General features: G+C 41.3%; 16 protein-coding genes. 11 read left to right on the top strand and 5 right to left on the bottom strand.

Going from position 1 to position 17,372, the window contains the following annotated elements:
- Positions 1-45 precede the first annotated feature (45 nt).
- The 6 genes from rppA to purT all read left to right on the top strand — a co-directional run bounded on the left by rppA (position 46) and on the right by purT (position 7,335).
- Entirely contained in the window at positions 46-726 is a 681-nt protein-coding gene (gene rppA, locus NSTC731_RS33865; RefSeq protein WP_445632236.1) for a two-component system response regulator RppA, read from the top strand.
- Positions 727-901: 175 nt separating this feature from the next.
- Positions 902-2,182 (top strand): sensor histidine kinase, encoded by a 1,281-nt coding sequence (locus tag NSTC731_RS33860; RefSeq protein WP_445628784.1) that lies wholly within the window; start codon positions 902-904, stop codon positions 2,180-2,182.
- Positions 2,183-2,545: 363 nt separating this feature from the next.
- Complete coding sequence (locus tag NSTC731_RS33855) at positions 2,546-3,496, top strand: ABC transporter ATP-binding protein (protein WP_445628783.1); 951 nt, start codon at positions 2,546-2,548, stop codon at positions 3,494-3,496.
- 47 nt (positions 3,497-3,543) lie between these two features.
- Complete coding sequence (locus tag NSTC731_RS33850; protein ID WP_445628782.1) at positions 3,544-5,319, top strand: ABC transporter permease subunit; 1,776 nt, start codon at positions 3,544-3,546, stop codon at positions 5,317-5,319.
- Between the two features lie 304 nt (positions 5,320-5,623).
- On the top strand, positions 5,624-6,106 hold the full coding sequence (locus tag NSTC731_RS33845; RefSeq protein WP_445628781.1) for a pentapeptide repeat-containing protein: 483 nt from the start codon (positions 5,624-5,626) through the stop codon (positions 6,104-6,106).
- A gap of 65 nt (positions 6,107-6,171) precedes the next feature.
- Entirely contained in the window at positions 6,172-7,335 is a 1,164-nt protein-coding gene (gene purT, locus NSTC731_RS33840) for a formate-dependent phosphoribosylglycinamide formyltransferase (protein ID WP_445628780.1), read from the top strand.
- A 244-nt stretch (positions 7,336-7,579) separates the two neighbouring features.
- Here purT and NSTC731_RS33835 read toward each other — a convergent pair whose 3' ends face one another.
- A complete protein-coding gene (locus NSTC731_RS33835; RefSeq protein ID WP_445632235.1) occupies positions 7,580-8,920 on the bottom strand; it encodes a serine hydrolase in 1,341 nt (446 codons plus the stop codon).
- A gap of 741 nt (positions 8,921-9,661) precedes the next feature.
- Between NSTC731_RS33835 and NSTC731_RS33830 the strand changes: the two genes are divergently transcribed.
- The gene (locus NSTC731_RS33830; protein ID WP_445628779.1) at positions 9,662-10,294 is read left to right on the top strand and encodes a DUF1003 domain-containing protein; all 633 of its coding nucleotides are present in this window, start codon (positions 9,662-9,664) and stop codon (positions 10,292-10,294) included.
- Between the two features lie 304 nt (positions 10,295-10,598).
- Here the strand turns inward: NSTC731_RS33830 and crtH are convergent, their stop codons facing one another.
- Complete coding sequence (gene crtH / locus NSTC731_RS33825) at positions 10,599-12,089, bottom strand: carotenoid isomerase (protein WP_445628778.1); 1,491 nt, start codon at positions 12,087-12,089, stop codon at positions 10,599-10,601.
- Between the two features lie 388 nt (positions 12,090-12,477).
- Here crtH and upp point away from each other — a divergent pair, with 388 nt between their 5' ends.
- The 3 genes from upp to NSTC731_RS33810 all read left to right on the top strand — a co-directional run bounded on the left by upp (position 12,478) and on the right by NSTC731_RS33810 (position 13,955).
- Positions 12,478-13,128: a uracil phosphoribosyltransferase gene (gene upp, locus NSTC731_RS33820; protein ID WP_445628777.1), complete on the top strand. Its 651-nt coding sequence runs from the start codon at positions 12,478-12,480 to the stop codon at positions 13,126-13,128.
- Positions 13,129-13,202: 74 nt separating this feature from the next.
- Complete coding sequence (locus NSTC731_RS33815) at positions 13,203-13,556, top strand: hypothetical protein (RefSeq protein ID WP_445628776.1); 354 nt, start codon at positions 13,203-13,205, stop codon at positions 13,554-13,556.
- Positions 13,557-13,685: 129 nt separating this feature from the next.
- Complete coding sequence (locus NSTC731_RS33810; RefSeq protein ID WP_322671822.1) at positions 13,686-13,955, top strand: YggT family protein; 270 nt, start codon at positions 13,686-13,688, stop codon at positions 13,953-13,955.
- A gap of 145 nt (positions 13,956-14,100) precedes the next feature.
- On the opposite strand, the gene NSTC731_RS33805 is transcribed toward NSTC731_RS33810, so the two are convergent.
- Complete coding sequence (locus NSTC731_RS33805) at positions 14,101-14,532, bottom strand: biotin carboxylase (RefSeq protein ID WP_322702877.1); 432 nt, start codon at positions 14,530-14,532, stop codon at positions 14,101-14,103.
- 130 nt (positions 14,533-14,662) lie between these two features.
- Positions 14,663-15,211 (bottom strand): Uma2 family endonuclease, encoded by a 549-nt coding sequence (locus NSTC731_RS33800; RefSeq protein ID WP_445628775.1) that lies wholly within the window; start codon positions 15,209-15,211, stop codon positions 14,663-14,665.
- A 216-nt stretch (positions 15,212-15,427) separates the two neighbouring features.
- Here NSTC731_RS33800 and NSTC731_RS33795 point away from each other — a divergent pair, with 216 nt between their 5' ends.
- Complete coding sequence (locus NSTC731_RS33795; RefSeq protein ID WP_445628774.1) at positions 15,428-16,042, top strand: hypothetical protein; 615 nt, start codon at positions 15,428-15,430, stop codon at positions 16,040-16,042.
- 45 nt (positions 16,043-16,087) lie between these two features.
- Here NSTC731_RS33795 and NSTC731_RS33790 read toward each other — a convergent pair whose 3' ends face one another.
- Positions 16,088-17,287, bottom strand: a complete 1,200-nt coding sequence (locus tag NSTC731_RS33790; RefSeq protein WP_445628773.1) for an alpha/beta hydrolase — start codon at positions 17,285-17,287, stop codon at positions 16,088-16,090.
- Positions 17,288-17,372 lie beyond the last annotated feature (85 nt).

Genomic DNA, 17,372 nt, shown 5'->3' with positions numbered 1-17,372 from the left:
TTGCTTCAATGGATTATTCTAAACAAGCACAAGTGTATAAAAGTGATGAAAATCTTACTGGTAGAGGATGATCCAAAGCAATTAATGCCGCTACACATGGTTCTCTCTCAGGCTGGACACAGCGTTGATGGTATTAAGGATGGTGAAACCGCTCAATGGCTTTTAGCTGAAAAAGAATACGATCTGCTGATTTTAGATTGGATGTTACCTCGAATTAGTGGAGTGAGTTTGTGTCAACAATATCGGGCGGCGGGAAAAACTGCTCCCGTATTAATGATTACAGCAAAAGATACCACACCCGATAAAGTCATAGGATTAGATGCCGGAGCAGATGATTACCTCGTCAAACCGATTGATATCGTGGAGTTCATGGCACGGGTGCGGGCATTGAGGAGGCGATCGCCCCTCTGGCAAGGAGACACTCTCAGCTTGGCAGACCTCGAACTTCATCTTGATACACTAATTTTGGAGCGTCAAGAGACGACTGTATCCCTTTCCAGCCAAGAATTTCAGTTGCTAGAGTACTTCATGCGTCATCCTAAGCAAGTTTTGACTCGCCACCAAATTGAGCAAGCCGTATGGGAGTGGGGTAGTGAGCCAGAAAGCAATGCAATCACCGTTTTAGTTCGTAAACTTCGCCAACGTTTGCAAACATTAGCAGCAGCCGATTGGATTGAAACTGTTTACGGTATGGGCTATCGCCTCAACCCTCCAGAACCATCTTGAAACTTGATAATAACTCAGACGCAGAGTAGGGAGTAGTGTAGTTCAATTACTTGAAAAGTCTTGTAATTACAAACTACGAACTTGTACTGAGCGTAGCCGTTGGCGTGGTCACTGAGCGTAGTCGAAGTGCAGCCTCTCGTAGAGAAGTATTACGAATTACGAATTAGCATAAGTTGTGTTTAACCGCAGTCGTCGTAACTTAGCTCGTTGGTTTACCCTTTCAATGGGATGCATTCTCATTCTCTTTGCTGGAGTCATTTACGATCTTGAGGTAAAAGACAAGCTAAAAGCATTAGATCAACTGCTTTATAAAAGAGCAGAGCTAATGGCAGCCAGTTCGCAGTATCGGCTGGATCGAGGAAAAAAACAAGTCGATCTGAGCAATATACCGCTATTGGGTAGTGGTTCTCACCCTGCTGATATTGAATTGGTCTATGTTCGCTGGTATGACCCAAATGGCAAACTCAAACGGTTTTTTGGTACTCCACCTCCAGAAAAGTTGGGAATAGCATCTGAGTTTCTCACGATTAAATCTGTTGACCAATTTACAGGTGAGACAGTTTGGCTGCGTCAAGTTACGTTACCTGTTCAAGGCGGAAATTCGGTCATCGGTTATCTGCAAGTTGCTATCCCGCTGACAGAAACTCAAAACGATCTCAGAGAATTTCAGTTAATGTTAACCCTTGCTGTGCCTGTAGCACTGGGGTTAATTGGACTTACAGGTTGGGTACTTGGCGGCATAGCTATGCAACCCGTTCAGCAAGCTTATAATCAACTGCAACGCTTTACATCAGATGCTTCTCATGAATTGCGATCGCCCTTGTCTGCGATTTTGACCAATGCCCAAGTTGGGTTACTAATGGCAGCAGACCATCCTCAAATCCATCCCTCTGTGGAGAACATCATCGATAGCGCTAAGTCGATGAGTACCTTGGTCAACAACCTACTGCTGTTGGCTCGGCATCAGGGAAAATTAACTCCCGAATCTCTCAAAAAGGTTAATCTTAATAGCTTGCTAGAGAATTTAGCTATTTATTACCATACTGTTGCTGCAAAAGCATCGATCGAGTTGATCGGCCATTTACCAGAACAATCCATTGAGTTGTGGGCTGACCCCGATTTGCTACGGCTAGCTGTGGAAAACTTGCTCAACAACGCCTGTAATTATACTCCGTCTGGTGGAACTGTCTGGTTACGCTTAGAACCTCACTCAGATCGGGCAGTAATTCAGGTTATTGATACTGGAATTGGAATTCCAGAGGCAGATTTACCTTACATTTTCGATCGCTTTTACCGAGTTGATACAGAACGTGCCAGAGAAAGCGGCGGATTTGGGTTGGGATTAGCGATCGCTCAACAAATTGTCCAGGCTCACGGCGGTAACATTCATGCGATCAGCAATGAGGGTAAAGGCTCGACTTTCCAGATAAAGTTACCGCTGATGAGTCATTCCTAAATCACCTTTAAGAGATGATTCATAATGAAAATCACAGATCAGAAAATATTTTCTGAGAATATCCAGAACCTCACATACTTCTTGATGTCGCTAATTTTCTGAAAGCTATAGCAGGAGGCAGGTGGTCACTGAGCGGAGCCGAAGTGAGACAGGAGGCAGTGTTTCGACTACGCGGCAGTTGAGCGTAGTCGAAACTCAACAACCATGCTGGAGGTAAAAACCTTGCTATTCCTGAGATTTACGCTTGTCATTATGTCCTAATCTACTTGGCAACTGCTATAGTTTCAATTTTGGAAACCATCCTGACAAAAGCTGTAAAAAAAGTTAGGTTAGCGGTTAATTACAAGCCGCACCCTAGCAGCGATGGTAAAAGAATTAACAATTTGCACCCGTGGACTCACTAAGCAATTTGACCGACACGTTGCTGTCAATGATGTTGATTTAGAAATCCAGGCGGGGGAAGTATATGGACTGATTGGGCCGAATGGCGCGGGTAAAACAACTCTCATCCGAATGTTGGCGACTGCTGAGGAAGCAACTACGGGTGAGATTTATATTAATGGCGATCGCCTGATCCGTGACAGCAGTAACCTCAAACTTAAGCGTCATCTTGGCTATTTACCCGATGACTACCCACTATATGAGGATTTGACAGTCTGGGATTACTTAGATTACTTTGCGCGTTTATATCGTTTGCGAGAACCGCGCCGCACTAAACGCTTACATGAAGTTTTAGAACTTATTCAACTTGGTAATAAACGCAATAGTCAGATTTCTACTCTGTCGAGGGGAATGAAACAGCGTTTAAGTTTAGCGCGAACTATTATCCACGAACCAACTTTACTATTACTCGATGAGCCTGTTTCTGGTCTCGATCCGATTGCGAGGATGCACTTTCGTGAAATTATTAAGGCTTTGCAAGAAGCTGGAATGACTGTCATCATTTCCTCTCACGTTCTCAGCGATCTAGCGGAAATTTGTACTTCTGTAGGAATTATGGAACTTGGCTTCTTAGTAGAAAGTACTTCCTTACAGCAACTTTATCAACGTCTAGCCCATCAGCAAATTGTGTTATCAACTCTAGGAAACTTAGAGACACTTTTGAACGAACTTAAACATCATCCTTTAGTAGAAGAATGGGAGGTTATATCAGGAAAAAACAGTGTGCGGGTAAATTTTTCCGGCAAAGATGAAGATAGTGCCGAGTTATTGCGATCGCTCATCAAAGCGGGCATTCCTTTAACTGATTTTCACTGCACGCAAGAAGACTTAGAAAGTATTTTCTTAAAATTAGGTCACAAACAAGCATCTTGATTCATCAATAAATCTCACTCACTATTTTTGGAGAATTTTTTTATCCTATGCTCAATTTAATAGACAAAATCGGCGATTGGAATCCGCAATTATTTCGCGAACTCAAAGGACAATTTAAATTTTTTAATGTAGCGATCGCAGTTGTGACATCTTTCCTATTGCAACTGGTAGTTATTTTATATCATTTAAGTAATCCTCCCGATCATAAATACTCCCTAACTGGTAAATACTGTCTTTTACGCCAAATATATGAACCGCAACAAACACAGGTTTTCAAAGAATCAAATCAATCTAAAATCGATGAATTAAATAAATTCTTTTCCACAACTTTTTGTCCCCAAAATCAAATCAATTGGCAGATGTGGTGGCGAGAGCATTGGGAATATATATTTTTAACATTTAGTGTAATTTTTATATTTACACTACTAGTTGCAGGAACTTATTTTCTAATCAATGATTTCGCTAAAGAAGAAACTCGCGGCACACTCAACTTTATCCGTCTTAGTCCCCAATCAGAAACAAGTATATTGACTGGCAAGTTGCTAGGAGTTCCGAGTTTAATTTATCTGATGATTTTAGTAGCAGTTCCTTTACATTTATGGGCTGGGCTTTCTGCCAAAATTGCTTTTAGTTACATTTTGGCTTACTATGCAATTCTTGCTGGTAGCTGTATTTTCTTCTACAGTGCTGCACTACTACTTAGCTTATTTAGTCGTTCATTTAGTGGTTCTCAGCCTTTGTTAGGTTTGTTAGTTAGTGGTATAATTTTTGTGTTTTTGTTCATAACGATGTTACTTGCATCGTCTTATAACAACAGTTTAAATCATGCAACTGCTTGGTTTAGACTTTTTAATCCTTGGGATACAACTAATTATCTATTTCCTAACTTGTTTAATCTCTCCAGTGGCTCTGATATTAAAAAATTGCAGTTTTTCTATTTACCATTAGGGAGGAATATTATTAGTGTTGTTGGCTTTCATTTATTAAATTTGGGATTGTGCAGTTACGGAATTTTGCAAATTCTTAAACGTTGCTTCCGTAACCCTCAAGCCTCAATAATTAGTAAAAAACAAAGTTATTTATTAGTAGCGTTTTGCCAGTTGATGATCTGGGGCTTTACTCTACAAATTGGTGAAAACAGTTACACATTAGATCGACAAGTTGGGGAAAATTACATTTTGCTAGCATCGTACAACTTGGTGTTGATTTTAAGTTTAATTGCAGTTCTTTCGCCTCACCGTCAAGATGTACAAGATTGGGCAAGATATCGACATCAAGGAGTTTCTAGCCGCAAGAGTATTTGGCAGGATCTAATTTGGGCTGAAAAAAGCCCTGCACTCGTGGCGATCGCAATTAATCTTACAATTATTACTATCCCCTGGCTAATTTGGATTTCAGTGACATCTATTTTTGATACGAACAATGGCCAAACTTGGCTGGGTAGCGATGTTGACAGGTTTAAAGTACTTTTAGCTATAGCTTTGTCTATCAGCGTAATCATGATTTACGCTACCATCGCCCAATTGATACTTTTACTGAAAACTCCCAAACGTTCTTTCTGGGCAATTCGGATTATCGGTGCAGCAGTGTTCCTACCACCGATAATTTTAGAATTTATCGGCATCACATCACAGGTGTCTACTGTGATGTCTACTGTATGGCTGTTTTCAACTTTTCCTTGGGCTGGGATACAAGGCTCTAGTACGACAACAATTTTTATGGCATTCCTCGCTGAGTTAACTTTTCTAGGATGGTTAAACTTGCAGTTGACAAGGCAAGTGAAATTAGCAGGCGAGTCTGCTACGAAAGCATTATTAGCATAACGTTAGCTCGGTAGTTATCAATAAACTTAGAACCTCAATTTATCAAATAAATTGGGGTTTATGTTTTTTTTGACATCCTTACCGACCTTTAGGCGCAGTGATTCTAGAGTAATGAGTAATGAGTAATGAGTAATGAGTAAATACCTATTTTTCATCTACTCATTACTCCAAAATCATTACTTGAAAGCATTGCGTGAAGCACGGGGTTTCAAACCTATTTTTCTGATGAATGCTTTAACACTGCTATATTATCTATTATTTGTTATTTTTTTATTAACACAAAAATCACAACCATCTGAAAATCATGTTAAATATCTCTACTCAAGACCTACGCTATACAGCTATTCAGTTTTTAGAACAAAGTCCCCCACAACGTCTACAGATTCTTAAGCAACTGGGTATCGCTCGTTATGAATTTTTAACTAAAATGAAACTAAATGAAGCTAATATCATCTGTATAATGCGGTTTTTTCAATATCCCAGTCAGCTAAAGTTTCCTAATCTGATGGGTGCAGATTTATCTGGTTTAATTTTAGATGGTGTCAACTTCATCAGAGGAAATTTGTCAGAAGCAAATCTCCAAGGTAGTAGTTTAGTAAATGCAGACCTTTTATTTGTAAATTTTACGAAAGCCGACTTGAGAAATGCAGATTTGCGAGGTGCAACTCTGAATGAGACTATTTGGTTAGAGACTTTAGTAGATAAGTGTCAGTTTGGCGTAGGTATTGGTTTAAATCCTCTACAACGTCAAGATTTAGAACTACGCAAAGCAATATTTAATTATTGAGAAATTAGTAATGGAAACGCAAAAAATTATAAGATGATTGAATTGATCTTGACCTGGATAAGTTAATGAGTATTAAGTTGCCCCAAAAATTGATGTTGCTGGGTTCAGGAGAACTAGGCAAAGAATTTGCGATCGCGGCTCAACGTCTTGGTAATTATGTGATTGCCGTTGACCGCTACGCCAATGCTCCAGCGATGCAGGTTGCTGATGCTTATGAAGTTATTTCTATGCTCAGTGCTGATGATTTAGAAGCTGTAGTGACAAAACATCAGCCAAATATTATTATACCAGAAATTGAAGCAATCCGAACAGAAAAACTCATCGAATTTGAACAGCGAGGAATTACAGTTATTCCGACTGCGGCTGCTACTAACTATACAATGAACCGTGACAGGATTCGGGAACTGGCACATCAAGAATTGGGCATTAGAACGGCTAAATATGGTTATGCAACAACTCTAGAAGAATTGATTGCAGTTTCGGATAAAATTGGCTTTCCCAATGTTGTTAAACCTGTGATGTCATCATCAGGAAAAGGTCAATCTGTAGTGCAGAATAAGAGTGAAGTTGAGAAAGCTTGGAATTATGCGATCGCTAATTCTAGAGGAGACAGTCAAAAGGTTATTGTAGAAGAATTTATTAACTTTGAAATTGAGATAACTTTACTGACAATTAAACAGTGGAATGCACCGACAATTTTCTGTTCTCCCATTGGTCATCGCCAAGAAAGAGGCGATTATCAAGAATCGTGGCAACCCGCAGAAATTTCTGAAGATAAAATATTAAAATCCCAAGAAATAGCTATAAAAGTCACTGATGCTTTAGGAGGAGCCGGAATTTTTGGCGTTGAATTTTTCATTACTAAAGATGAAGTGATTTTTTCAGAACTTTCTCCTAGACCTCACGATACGGGAATGGTGACATTAATCTCACAAAATCTCAATGAATTTGAACTACATCTACGAGCTATTTTAGGCTTGCCAATTCCTCATATAGAACAGCTAGGAGCATCAGCCAGTGCAGTAATTTTAGCCTCAGAAAAATCTGATTCTATTGCTTTTGGTGGTGTCGCCGATGCTTTGTCGGAAAAAGATGTAGATATTAAATTATTTGGTAAACCTAATGCTCATCCATATCGGCGAATGGGCGTAGCTTTGGCGAAAGGTGTGAATGTCCAAGAGGCTAGGGAAAAGGCTACTAAAGCCGCAAGTAAAATCACAATTATCTAATTACTTTAGGGACGTACAGCTGTCATTGATGTAAACTTCAGCCAAAACCCTTTTAAAATCTCGTTTTCAGCCTTTAGCTGGAAATGCTACTCTTAGCGGCTCTGCCGCGAGTTGGGAGGCGGAGCCTCAATGAGGGGCGTTCCCAGTCTGATGACTGGGAACGAGATAATCTGCTAAAAGCTTTTTCTAGACTGGCTTTAACCTTAAGTTGACACTAATGCGCAGCTATCTGTGCGCCCTACTCCTATCTCGTAACACTATTAGGCGAATCAACCGCAGCAACCGGATTCGGCTGATTCAGATAATCGTAAACTAATCGGGAAACTTGACGGATAAAGTCTCTCCCTCTTGTGTCCTTATAAGGACGAGTGACAAAGATAGCCGCCAGGTAATGCTTACCATTGGGCATAGTTACAAATCCTGCATCGCCGATGAGAAAGCCGATATCTCCGGTTTTGTTGGCGATAACTGCACCTTTCCCCAAACCGGCGGGAAGCAGTGTGTGAATTGTGGTGTGACGCAGAATATCTAAGGCTTGCTCCCGACTCTGGGGCGACACTAACTTGTTATTCACAACTAAAGCCAGCACCCGCGCCATATCTTGAGAACTTGTGGTGTTGGTTCCTCTCAAGTCAGCTAAAAGATGGCGAATTACTGTGTCTTTCAGTCCCCAACTACGAAAGCGCTGATTTAGTTTCGCCGCTCCACCTAAGCGATCGATAATCATGTTGGTGGCGGTATTATCGCTAATGGTAATCATCTTAGTGATGGTTTCCAAAGCTGTGTACTTCTTCCCAACGCGTTCATATTGCATACTTCCAGAACCATTGGTAACTAAATCGCGCCGCATCGTCAGGTTTTCCTGAAGGGTAACTTTACCAGCATCTAAATCCTGGAAAAAGGCGATGAGTATTGGCAGTTTGATTGTACTCGCAGCAGGGAAAACGCGATCGCCTCCAATATCCAAATAATCCCCAGTATCCAAATCCAGGAAAAACATTCCTGTTTTCAGAAAGCTGTAGCGACTCATCAAGGCTTTAATTTGTGGTTCCAGCACTTTCATTGGTGAATGCATTGGAACCACGCCAGCAAAGAGAGTGCTATTATCATTCACTCTTGGAGAAATACTCGGAGTTATTTCTAAATATTGCGGCTGGGTTGCAGTCAATCGTATTGGCTTAGGTAACTGCACAGACCAATGATTAGGGGATTCCTCTTGCAGTTGCACCTGTGCTAAATCAAAGGTGTAACCTGGTGCTAAAGTAACTACCATGCGGGTAGTCTCTGCATTAAACTGCTCGATGCGAATGTCTTTAATTACTGGCCCCACTCTTTGACTAGTCTGTGGATATCCTAATGTAACTCCAGACAAATCAATTACCAGACGAGTCGGGTTGGTAAGTAGTTGTACCTTCGGTTGAACATTTTCATCTGTAGTGAAGTCCAGATGATTGCGATTGCTATCAAAATGCCAATTAGCGACCGCACCATTAGCTTTAACAGTGGAGCCAAGCAGCAGCAAGCTTAAGAAACTGGGTAGAAGCCAACTAAATTTTACAATGTTTTCTTTGTGTGTGAGTAGCATCAGCGATCGCTTTGTGTGTGAGGAAAATTCTTGAACTAACAAAAGCCGCCCACCATTAAAGCACAATTATGAAAAATTTTGTAAATTGCAGTGAAAAGGCAAGGTAAAGAACCAACCGAACCGATTTTGAGCGTGGCGTAAGCTATTGCATCCACCACGAATGCATTTGCGTATCGCGGCTGATGACTGTTTCTCCGGCGTGAGCCGCAATGCCACAATTGTGTCACTGAAGGCTTTTATTGCGAAATCTACAGTAGATATTCGATAGGCACACCACATAAAAATGAGTTTTATCCTGACATAACATTGACATCAGAATGACATATCTAAAAAGTATGGAATCAACTATAGTTTTAACAAATCAACATAATTTCTATTTAGTAACTGCGCTGGTTACAAGCTACAAAATTTTTAAATTATATTTCAGCAGCTAAAGCATTGTCAAAATTACTATATAGACCATGTGCGAAACCTGTTTCGTTCAGTACGTCAACTGAAGTCAGGTATCAAGAGCAAAAATCTCAAGATATCATTGAGGCGTTTATTCTCAATACAATACTAAAACAATAAATGCGATCCTATGAATTCTGTTTCAATATCTCTGCTTGATTCAACAGCAATAGCAATCTGGCAGAATCTGTCTATAGGTACTTTCATGTATTTTTCTACCTAAAAGTATACATATATAGCTAAAACTTGAGTTATTGATTTAGAGAAATCAGTACTACAAGAAAACTGTCTATGTTTTCCCAAGATAAACCAAATCCAAAAGATTCACCGCAAGTATCATCTTCAGCACCTTGCCAAACCATTTTGCCCACAGCCCCATTGCCGGAAGCGATTAGTCAAAATATCGAGACTATTATTGCCCTGCACAAACGTTATGAAAAAGACGTACCTCAACATCAACGGTTTGTAGAAACGGTAACAGCCTTTTTTGGTCGTCCGGTATTCCTATATAGCATCTTGTTAGGAATTATTCTATGGGTAACACCCAATGTTTTACCACGACGTTTAGGCATATCAAGATTCGATCCCCCGCCATTTTCTTGGCTACAATTTTCACTGACCGCAGGTTCCCTGTTAGTAACAGCAGGGGTGTTGATAAAACAAGAGCGTCAGGAAAAATTAGCAGAGCAACGGGCGCAACTTAGCCTTCAGCTTAACCTCCTCTCTGAGCAAAAAATCGCAAAACTTATCGCTTTAGTTGAAGAATTACGCCAAGATATTCCCAATGTTAAAAATCGCCCCGATCCGCAAGCCCAAATAATGAAAGAAGCTGTCGATCCCCAAGCGATTCTAGATACTTTAGAAGAGACTTTAGAATCAGAGTTAGCTAATTTTCAGCACCGAAAAATACCAGATAATGAGTAATAATGCTAACTATTGTGTTAGCAAAATCACTAAAGTTAGTAACTTTTTGATTGTATTTGCTACCCCTCTCAATACGGTTTAGATAGGCTGGGGAGGTAGTTTGGAGGCTCTTAAAGTGAAGAGATTAAATTTAAATACTTTTGCTTCCCCAGCACTTTCCTCTACCTTCGCTCAAAAAACTCGCTTTAACAGATAACTTTCTTAACAAACCGTATTGAGAGTTACTCAGATTGTTAGGGTAGCTATCAGCTTCACTAGTAAAGTTATCCGCTTACTAGGTTTTTTGCATAGGCTGTTTCTGTAATTAAAATCCTAAATCTACAGCAATGCGATGGGCGCAAGCAAACCCAGAAAAAGCAACTGCATTCAACCCTTGACCCGGAAAGGTACTATCCCCTACACAATAAAGTCCTGAAATAGCTGTGCGATTAAAAGGCATATTCAATAACCCCCACAACTTACGCCGGGGAATTGGCCCATAAGTGCCATCTTCTCGACCCAAAAAGCGGCGATGGGTGCGCGGTGTTCCCACTTCTAAATAATCCAATCCGGCATCTAAACCGGGAAAAAGTTTCTCTAGGCGGTCAATAATTCGCCAAGCTGCCTTTTCTTTTTTTGCTTCGTACTCACTTGGAGAAAGTTCTTGCCAATCATCAATCCAGTGAGGCGTAAAAGCATGAATGATGTGATATCCATTTGGTGCTAAATCTGGGTCAAGCAGTGTGGGAATCGAAACAAACACTGTGCCTTCTGCTGCTGTCATCTTTTCCCAATCTTCCAGCAAAATATGGTGACACTCTGTCCCCGCAGGTAAAACTGACTCCTTTACTCCCATGTGCAAACTCAAGAAGCTTGGAGATTTTTCATAGTTTTGTTGCCATTTTTTCTCATTATTCGGCATTGCTTCTACTGGTAATAATTGTGTAAATGTATCCCAGCGTGTAGCATTAGAAACTATGCGTTTACCCCGATATATTTTACCATTAGCCAGTTGCACACCTACCGCTTTTCCTTGTTCTATAAGAATTTTGGTGACTCTAGCTTGGTACTGAATCTGACCTCCAGCCTTTTCTAGACCTTCGACTAGTTTTTGGGCAATTTGCCCGACTCCGCCTTTGGGATAGTTAACTCCGCCATAATGCCTGTCAGAAAAGACCATTCCAGCATTAATCATAGGAGTCATATCTGATGGAACCACCGACCAGCAATAACATTCCATATCAATAAATTTCAATAATTGCGGGTCTTTGATGTAGCGCCGCGCCACATCTCCAGCATTTTGCGGCAGATACTTAGCTAAACCGAGACACGCCAAAGGATGCTGGAAAAATACGCGCAGTAAATACCGAGGTTCTTCCAGCGACAGCAAATCCATGCTGTTGAGACACTTGAATACTTTTTGGCATTCGTCATAAAAGCGACGAATCCCTTGTTCTTCATGACGAAAATGAGCAGTAAGATTTTGTAAAAATTTTTCATAAACCCGGTCAACCTTCAAGTCTAAACCTTGGGGTAAATGATAGTGAATCTGTACCGGATCTGCGATCGCTTCTTGGCTGACATTTACAGCTGATAATGCACGGGTGAGTAAGTTGGTAGTACCGTTGTGTCCCAGTCCAAAAATCATTGATGCGCCAACATCGAATCGATAGCCTTGGCGTTCAAAATAACCAGCGCTACCGCCAGGAATCAAATAACGTTCCAGTACCAGCACTTTCGCACCCTTCGCCGCCAACTGGGTCGCTGTTACTAATCCGCCAATCCCAGACCCAATTACGATCGCGTCATTTGTCATTTGTCATTTGTCCTTTGTCATTTGTACTGAGCGTATCGCTAAAGCGAAAGCTCCGCTAACGCGTAACGTTTCGTAGAGAAGTATTTGTCCTTTGTCTAGAGTCAAATCAATATTTAATTTAACTAATGACAAATGACCAATGACCAACGACTAATCAAAAAAAAAGAGGGACGAGCCTGCTACTGCTGGCTAATCCCGTCTGCCGATCCTTAAAAGAGAGGAGAACACTTTATAAAAATATAGCCTTGATTGAGAATTAATGTCAACTATTAATGAAAAATTTTATCAATAAACTTGAGATTGTCAATTTTAAGCTGTCAGCCGGATGCAGGAAAGAGTATTATGGTGTTTCAGTTCTTATACAATCAAAAGGCGCCTATTTCTGGCTATGACGCTACAATTGCGCGTTTATGTTCCACCCCATCCCCTGATCAAGCACTGGCTAGCAGTTGCCCGTGATGCAGGCACGCCTTCAGTATTGTTCCGCAGTGCCATGACTGAGTTGGGAAGATGGCTGACTTATGAAGCTGCACGAGACTGGTTGCCGACTCAAGAAACAGCAGTACAGAGTCCCTTAGATACCTGTGCAGCAACGGTAATCGATCCGCAAGTGCCTATGGCAGTAGTGCCGATTCTGCGGGCTGGGCTAGGATTACTAGAGGGAGCGCAGACTTTACTGCCTTTAGCATCGATTTACCACCTTGGTTTGGCACGAGATGAAGAGACACTACAACCTCATTGTTATCTGAACAAGTTACCAGAAAAATTTGACCCCCAAACACGAGTGTTAGTTACCGATCCAATGTTGGCAACCGGAGGATCGATCATGACAGCAATGGCAGAATTGACACAACGGGGTGCTGACCCAGCCCTGACGCGGATTGTTTGTGTAGTAGCAGCTCCACCAGCTTTACAAAAATTAAGTGAAGCTTATCCAGGTTTAATAATTTATACCGCTACTATTGACGAAAAACTCGACAGTAGGGGATATATTGTACCGGGATTAGGAGATGCAGGCGATCGCATCTTTGGGACTTAAGCTAGTATGCAGCTAGGGCAGGAAATAGCATAACTACTGTAAAAGTTGCAAGGTTTGTTGAAGGCGGTAAAGATATGAGTCAGCGAGATGGTTTTGGCAGTGGTTTTGTAGCAGGGGCGTTTGTTGGTGGCGTATTTGGCGGTGTTATCGGGGCACTGATTGCTTCTCGACGCGAGCCAGAATTGCTAATAGAAGAGGAGACAGAACTGACAGATAGTCAAGCCGAAGCGAAAAAAATAGCAGCAAAGCGGCGTCAGATGAAAGCCTCAGAAAGCGAAAGCATCGGCATAGAAACGGCCAGGCGATCGCTAGAAGATAAAATTGCCCAGCTAAATGCCACAATAGATGAAGTGCGAAATCAACTAGGAAACGTGAATAGTAGTTCACCCCAACCAAGCAATGATCGCTCCCTCACTAAAGACTCCTGAAGTTTGTTTAGGCGTGGTGAAAGTGTCAAGTGTGGTAAAGGTGAAATCCGCAAACACTTTTGACTTTGGACTAAATTAAAATTAAAACATAAGACCGCGTTTGACACCTAGTAGGAAACAAAGCTATCCATGAGTTTACTGATTACAACACTAATTACCTTTGTCACCTTTTATAGCTATTTGCTAATTATCCGGGTTTTGCTAACCTGGTTCCCGACAATCAACTGGTATAACCAACCATTTGCCGCTTTAGCCCAGATAACCGATCCTTATCTGAATCTATTCCGCTCAATTATTCCCCCATTGGGCGGTATGGATTTTTCGCCGATCTTAGCTTTCTTAGCACTCAATCTAGTTAGTAGCCTTCTGAGTGCCATTCCAGCTAGCCTGCCCTTATAGAACGATTTTGATTACTACCTTGGTAAAGAATTGTGTAGAGACGTTAAGTATACAAGCGTCTCTACGATTTTTTACAGGGTTTCTAATTAGCTAGCCGTACTACGAATTACGTAGCTTGCTTCTCGCCTTTGGCGAGTATTAAGAATTACTTACGCACTTGACCGCTAAACCCCGCAGCCTTGAACTGTTTTAGCTTCAACGGAGTAGGCTGATTCGCAGGTACAGAAATTCTCAATTCAAAATCGCTAATACCTGGTGGTACCTCAGTAATGGAGCCTAAGCGAGTGCGGTTTTGCATCACCGAGTCATTATTAGCATCATAGATACGTCCAAAAATATCTGCGTCGTAGACTGTTTTGTTAGTGCCATTTTCTGCTTTGCCAACGACAAGAAAACAATTGGCAGCAGCGCTACCACTACTGATAACAGCCCCTTGTGCTAGTTCTGGTGGACAATCTTTATATGAGACATCAAATAGTTTAATCTGTGTCAGGGCTACAGCTGGGGGAATAATCACCCACGATAGAAAAGTAATCAGACATGAAATAAAAACGACCGTGAGTGAACGCAACCGCATAAAAGAAAGACCCCGTGATTTAATTGAATAATTATTAACTGATAACCTCAGCTTACAACATACCCCTACTCTCTATTCTCTACTTCCCTGATTAATTCGCCACTGCAAATACCTGCTCTACGATCAATTCCTAATCAGGTACTATATCTGATGCAATGGTCGCCGTACCTTTCAAGACCGTATCTTCATATTGTCCCTCAACCCACTTGCAAACGGTGATTTGTTTTAACTCAGGATCGACAATCCAGTATTCAGTAATGCCTCTAGCTGCGTATTCCGTGCGCTTATAACGGTAATCGCGGGTGCGGTTCTCAGTTCCGGGGCTGACGACTTCAACCACCAGCGCAGGCGGGGGCATATCACGGGTAATCAGATTGCGAGGACTGCCAATCAAAGCCGCTTTCGACTCTTCCGTATGCAACACCAGATCCGGTAGGCGACAGGTTGCTCGCCGCCCACTAACTTCAACTTCAATGTCCTTGTAAGCCAGCAAGGTAATAGGAAAACGCTTTGCCAACTCGAATAATAGAAATTTGGCAATATCACAATTTTCCTGGCTCTCAGTTGGCATTTCTACTAGCTCTCCATCCACTAATTCATAACGGGTATCAGTGCGATCGTCATAAGCCAGAAATTCCTCAAAAGTCAGGAGTTTTGTGGGATGCTGAGTTTGAGTCATGGCAATTTTCCTAACTAGGTGATAAATGAGGTCAACACTAGAAAATACCAAACCGATACCAAAAACTCAGGAGACAGAATCAAGTTTTCTGCTGACTTCCTTGAATATTAGGCATCTTACATTTGATTATGTCTATATTTAACTACAGGAGGATTAGAGACTTGAATTTAACATTTGTAATAATTAGGGGAATAACCCCTCAATTGCTATGAACTTATGACTCCAGATGAGATTGAAGTAGCTATGTTCGCAGCCTTTAATGATTGTGATGCAGCAAGCTGTCCTCTCACTGACACGCAAAAACAGATATTACTGCAAGTGGTTGAGCAAATTCAGGGAAATTCTACCTCTGCGATGTCAAATATTGCTAATCCTTTAGACGAACTTACCCCAGAGGAATTAGAAGCATTTTTACAATTTGTTAAGGATGAAGAACAACACAACCGCACTTGGAAAGTGCAATTACTCAATGACTGGTTGCTGGGCAATGACTCTGGAACAGTACAATTCATTCGCCAACGCTATGGTTTGCAGTGGTTGAATCGGGTTGAGTCATATCATTTTGACAAGTATTCTTATTTTGAGGATGCACTGAAGTTAAGAGTAGGCGATCGCATTGAAGTTTCCAATGCACTATGGGAATGGGTGCAAGAGGATGGGCCTTGTAAGCGGGAATGGTTTCCCTGTATGGTGATTAAGGTTAAGGAAATTAGCGATAGCAATGATTCTTCTACTAATTGCGTTGTCCGCTTCTTCAATGGCGCTGAGTACGAAATTCAAGGTATGTATGAATGGAATCGCTACAATTGGCGTTGGCCTCAAAAGGAGTAAGGAGTGCTGAGTTTTTAATACTTGTGAATGAGTCTGCAAATAAAATCATTGCCTGAACAACGCCCAAGCCAAAAACCTCTCAGTATAATACAACGCTAATTGATTGCTCACACCGTTGAAAACAGCATCAAAAGCGTGTTCTGCCCAAGGAATTTCTAGAAAAACCGCAGTGTTACTATCATGTAAACGTTCATACATCTGTCTGCCAAATCGCGCTTGCACCAAATGGTCGCGACTGCCGTAAATTAATAAAGTTGGCGGTAAAGGGTGCGTTAGGTAATTTATCGGTGAAGCAATTTGATATCGATTAGGCAATTCTTCTAAAGAACCACCAAGAAATGCTTTTAAAACAGCGCGGCTATTTATAGGATCGGGATTTGGCGGCGTTTTGTATCCTTCGGTTAAATCAACAGGCCCGTAATAGTTCACTACAGCACGAATGGGTGGTGCATCGGCTTGATAAGCCGCTAGCATTGCTAGGTGCGCTCCCGCAGAACGTCCTAAAAGTACCATACGTTCTGAATTCGCTTCATATTCAGCTGCATGTTTGCGAATAAAATTTAGGGCTGTACGCACATCATCTAACTGAGATGGAAACTGATATTTAGGTGCGTGTCGATAGTCGATCGCAAATACCGTATATCCATGATTAGCAATATATTGATTAAACTCGGTATTAGCATGAGTATTGCCATACTGCCAAGCTCCACCATAAATTACTACCACGGCTGGATATTTCCCTACCTCTGGGGGTTGGTAAACTTCCATTTTTAAAGGCATTCCCCCAGGAGAAGCAAAGAGAATATCTTTTTGATGACGCGTTTTACCTAATGGAATACCCCAGAAAAAATTAACTAAGTTAAAGGGATAGATTTGCATCTTAGCCCTTACTTGAGGTGGAATTTGCTCTAGATAATTTGCTCCCAACCCTTGTTTCATCGCTTTAGCCATCTGCATTTGAGTTGGTGGGATATTTATTAGCACCCATCCACAAATTAGCAATCCGATTAAACTGAAAATGCAAACTAAACGCTGTAATTTACGGCGACGGATATAGAATAAAGACAGCAATAAAAAGAGCAAGTTTAATAAAAATAACCAAGGACTGACTTCTGGCGCTCCCACTGCAAGGGTGAGGAAAAACATATTTGGAGCCGGAAGAATAATCCAAGAACTAAGAAATAGAGTTGCCAAACTGAGTAACAATGCAACCGATGATAAAAATATTTTGGGTTTAAAAAACATAGATTAAAATGCGGTAGTAATGACTTCAAAGAAGTACAATTTATCCGCTAATGCTAGGGCGTGTCATCAATTGAGCCAGATGACA

Source organism: Nostoc sp. DSM 114167 (assembly GCF_052692655.1).
This window is presented reverse-complemented; position numbering and strand designations above follow the sequence as displayed.

Bases quoted from the DNA above. Each gene is read 5' to 3' on its own strand.
- rppA (WP_445632236.1), top strand. From the start codon at position 46: ATGAAAATCTTACTGGTAGAGGATGATCCAAAGCAATTAATGCCGCTA.
- NSTC731_RS33855 (WP_445628783.1), top strand. From the start codon at position 2,546: ATGGTAAAAGAATTAACAATTTGCACCCGTGGACTCACTAAGCAATTT.
- NSTC731_RS33850 (WP_445628782.1), top strand. From the start codon at position 3,544: ATGCTCAATTTAATAGACAAAATCGGCGATTGGAATCCGCAATTATTT.
- NSTC731_RS33845 (WP_445628781.1), top strand. From the start codon at position 5,624: ATGTTAAATATCTCTACTCAAGACCTACGCTATACAGCTATTCAGTTT.
- purT (WP_445628780.1), top strand. From the start codon at position 6,172: ATGAGTATTAAGTTGCCCCAAAAATTGATGTTGCTGGGTTCAGGAGAA.
- NSTC731_RS33835 (WP_445632235.1), bottom strand. From the start codon at position 8,920: ATGCTACTCACACACAAAGAAAACATTGTAAAATTTAGTTGGCTTCTA.
- NSTC731_RS33830 (WP_445628779.1), top strand. From the start codon at position 9,662: ATGTTTTCCCAAGATAAACCAAATCCAAAAGATTCACCGCAAGTATCA.
- crtH (WP_445628778.1), bottom strand. From the start codon at position 12,089: ATGACAAATGACGCGATCGTAATTGGGTCTGGGATTGGCGGATTAGTA.
- upp (WP_445628777.1), top strand. From the start codon at position 12,478: ATGACGCTACAATTGCGCGTTTATGTTCCACCCCATCCCCTGATCAAG.
- NSTC731_RS33815 (WP_445628776.1), top strand. From the start codon at position 13,203: ATGAGTCAGCGAGATGGTTTTGGCAGTGGTTTTGTAGCAGGGGCGTTT.
- NSTC731_RS33810 (WP_322671822.1), top strand. From the start codon at position 13,686: ATGAGTTTACTGATTACAACACTAATTACCTTTGTCACCTTTTATAGC.
- NSTC731_RS33805 (WP_322702877.1), bottom strand. From the start codon at position 14,532: ATGCGGTTGCGTTCACTCACGGTCGTTTTTATTTCATGTCTGATTACT.
- NSTC731_RS33800 (WP_445628775.1), bottom strand. From the start codon at position 15,211: ATGACTCAAACTCAGCATCCCACAAAACTCCTGACTTTTGAGGAATTT.
- NSTC731_RS33795 (WP_445628774.1), top strand. From the start codon at position 15,428: ATGACTCCAGATGAGATTGAAGTAGCTATGTTCGCAGCCTTTAATGAT.
- NSTC731_RS33790 (WP_445628773.1), bottom strand. From the start codon at position 17,287: ATGTTTTTTAAACCCAAAATATTTTTATCATCGGTTGCATTGTTACTC.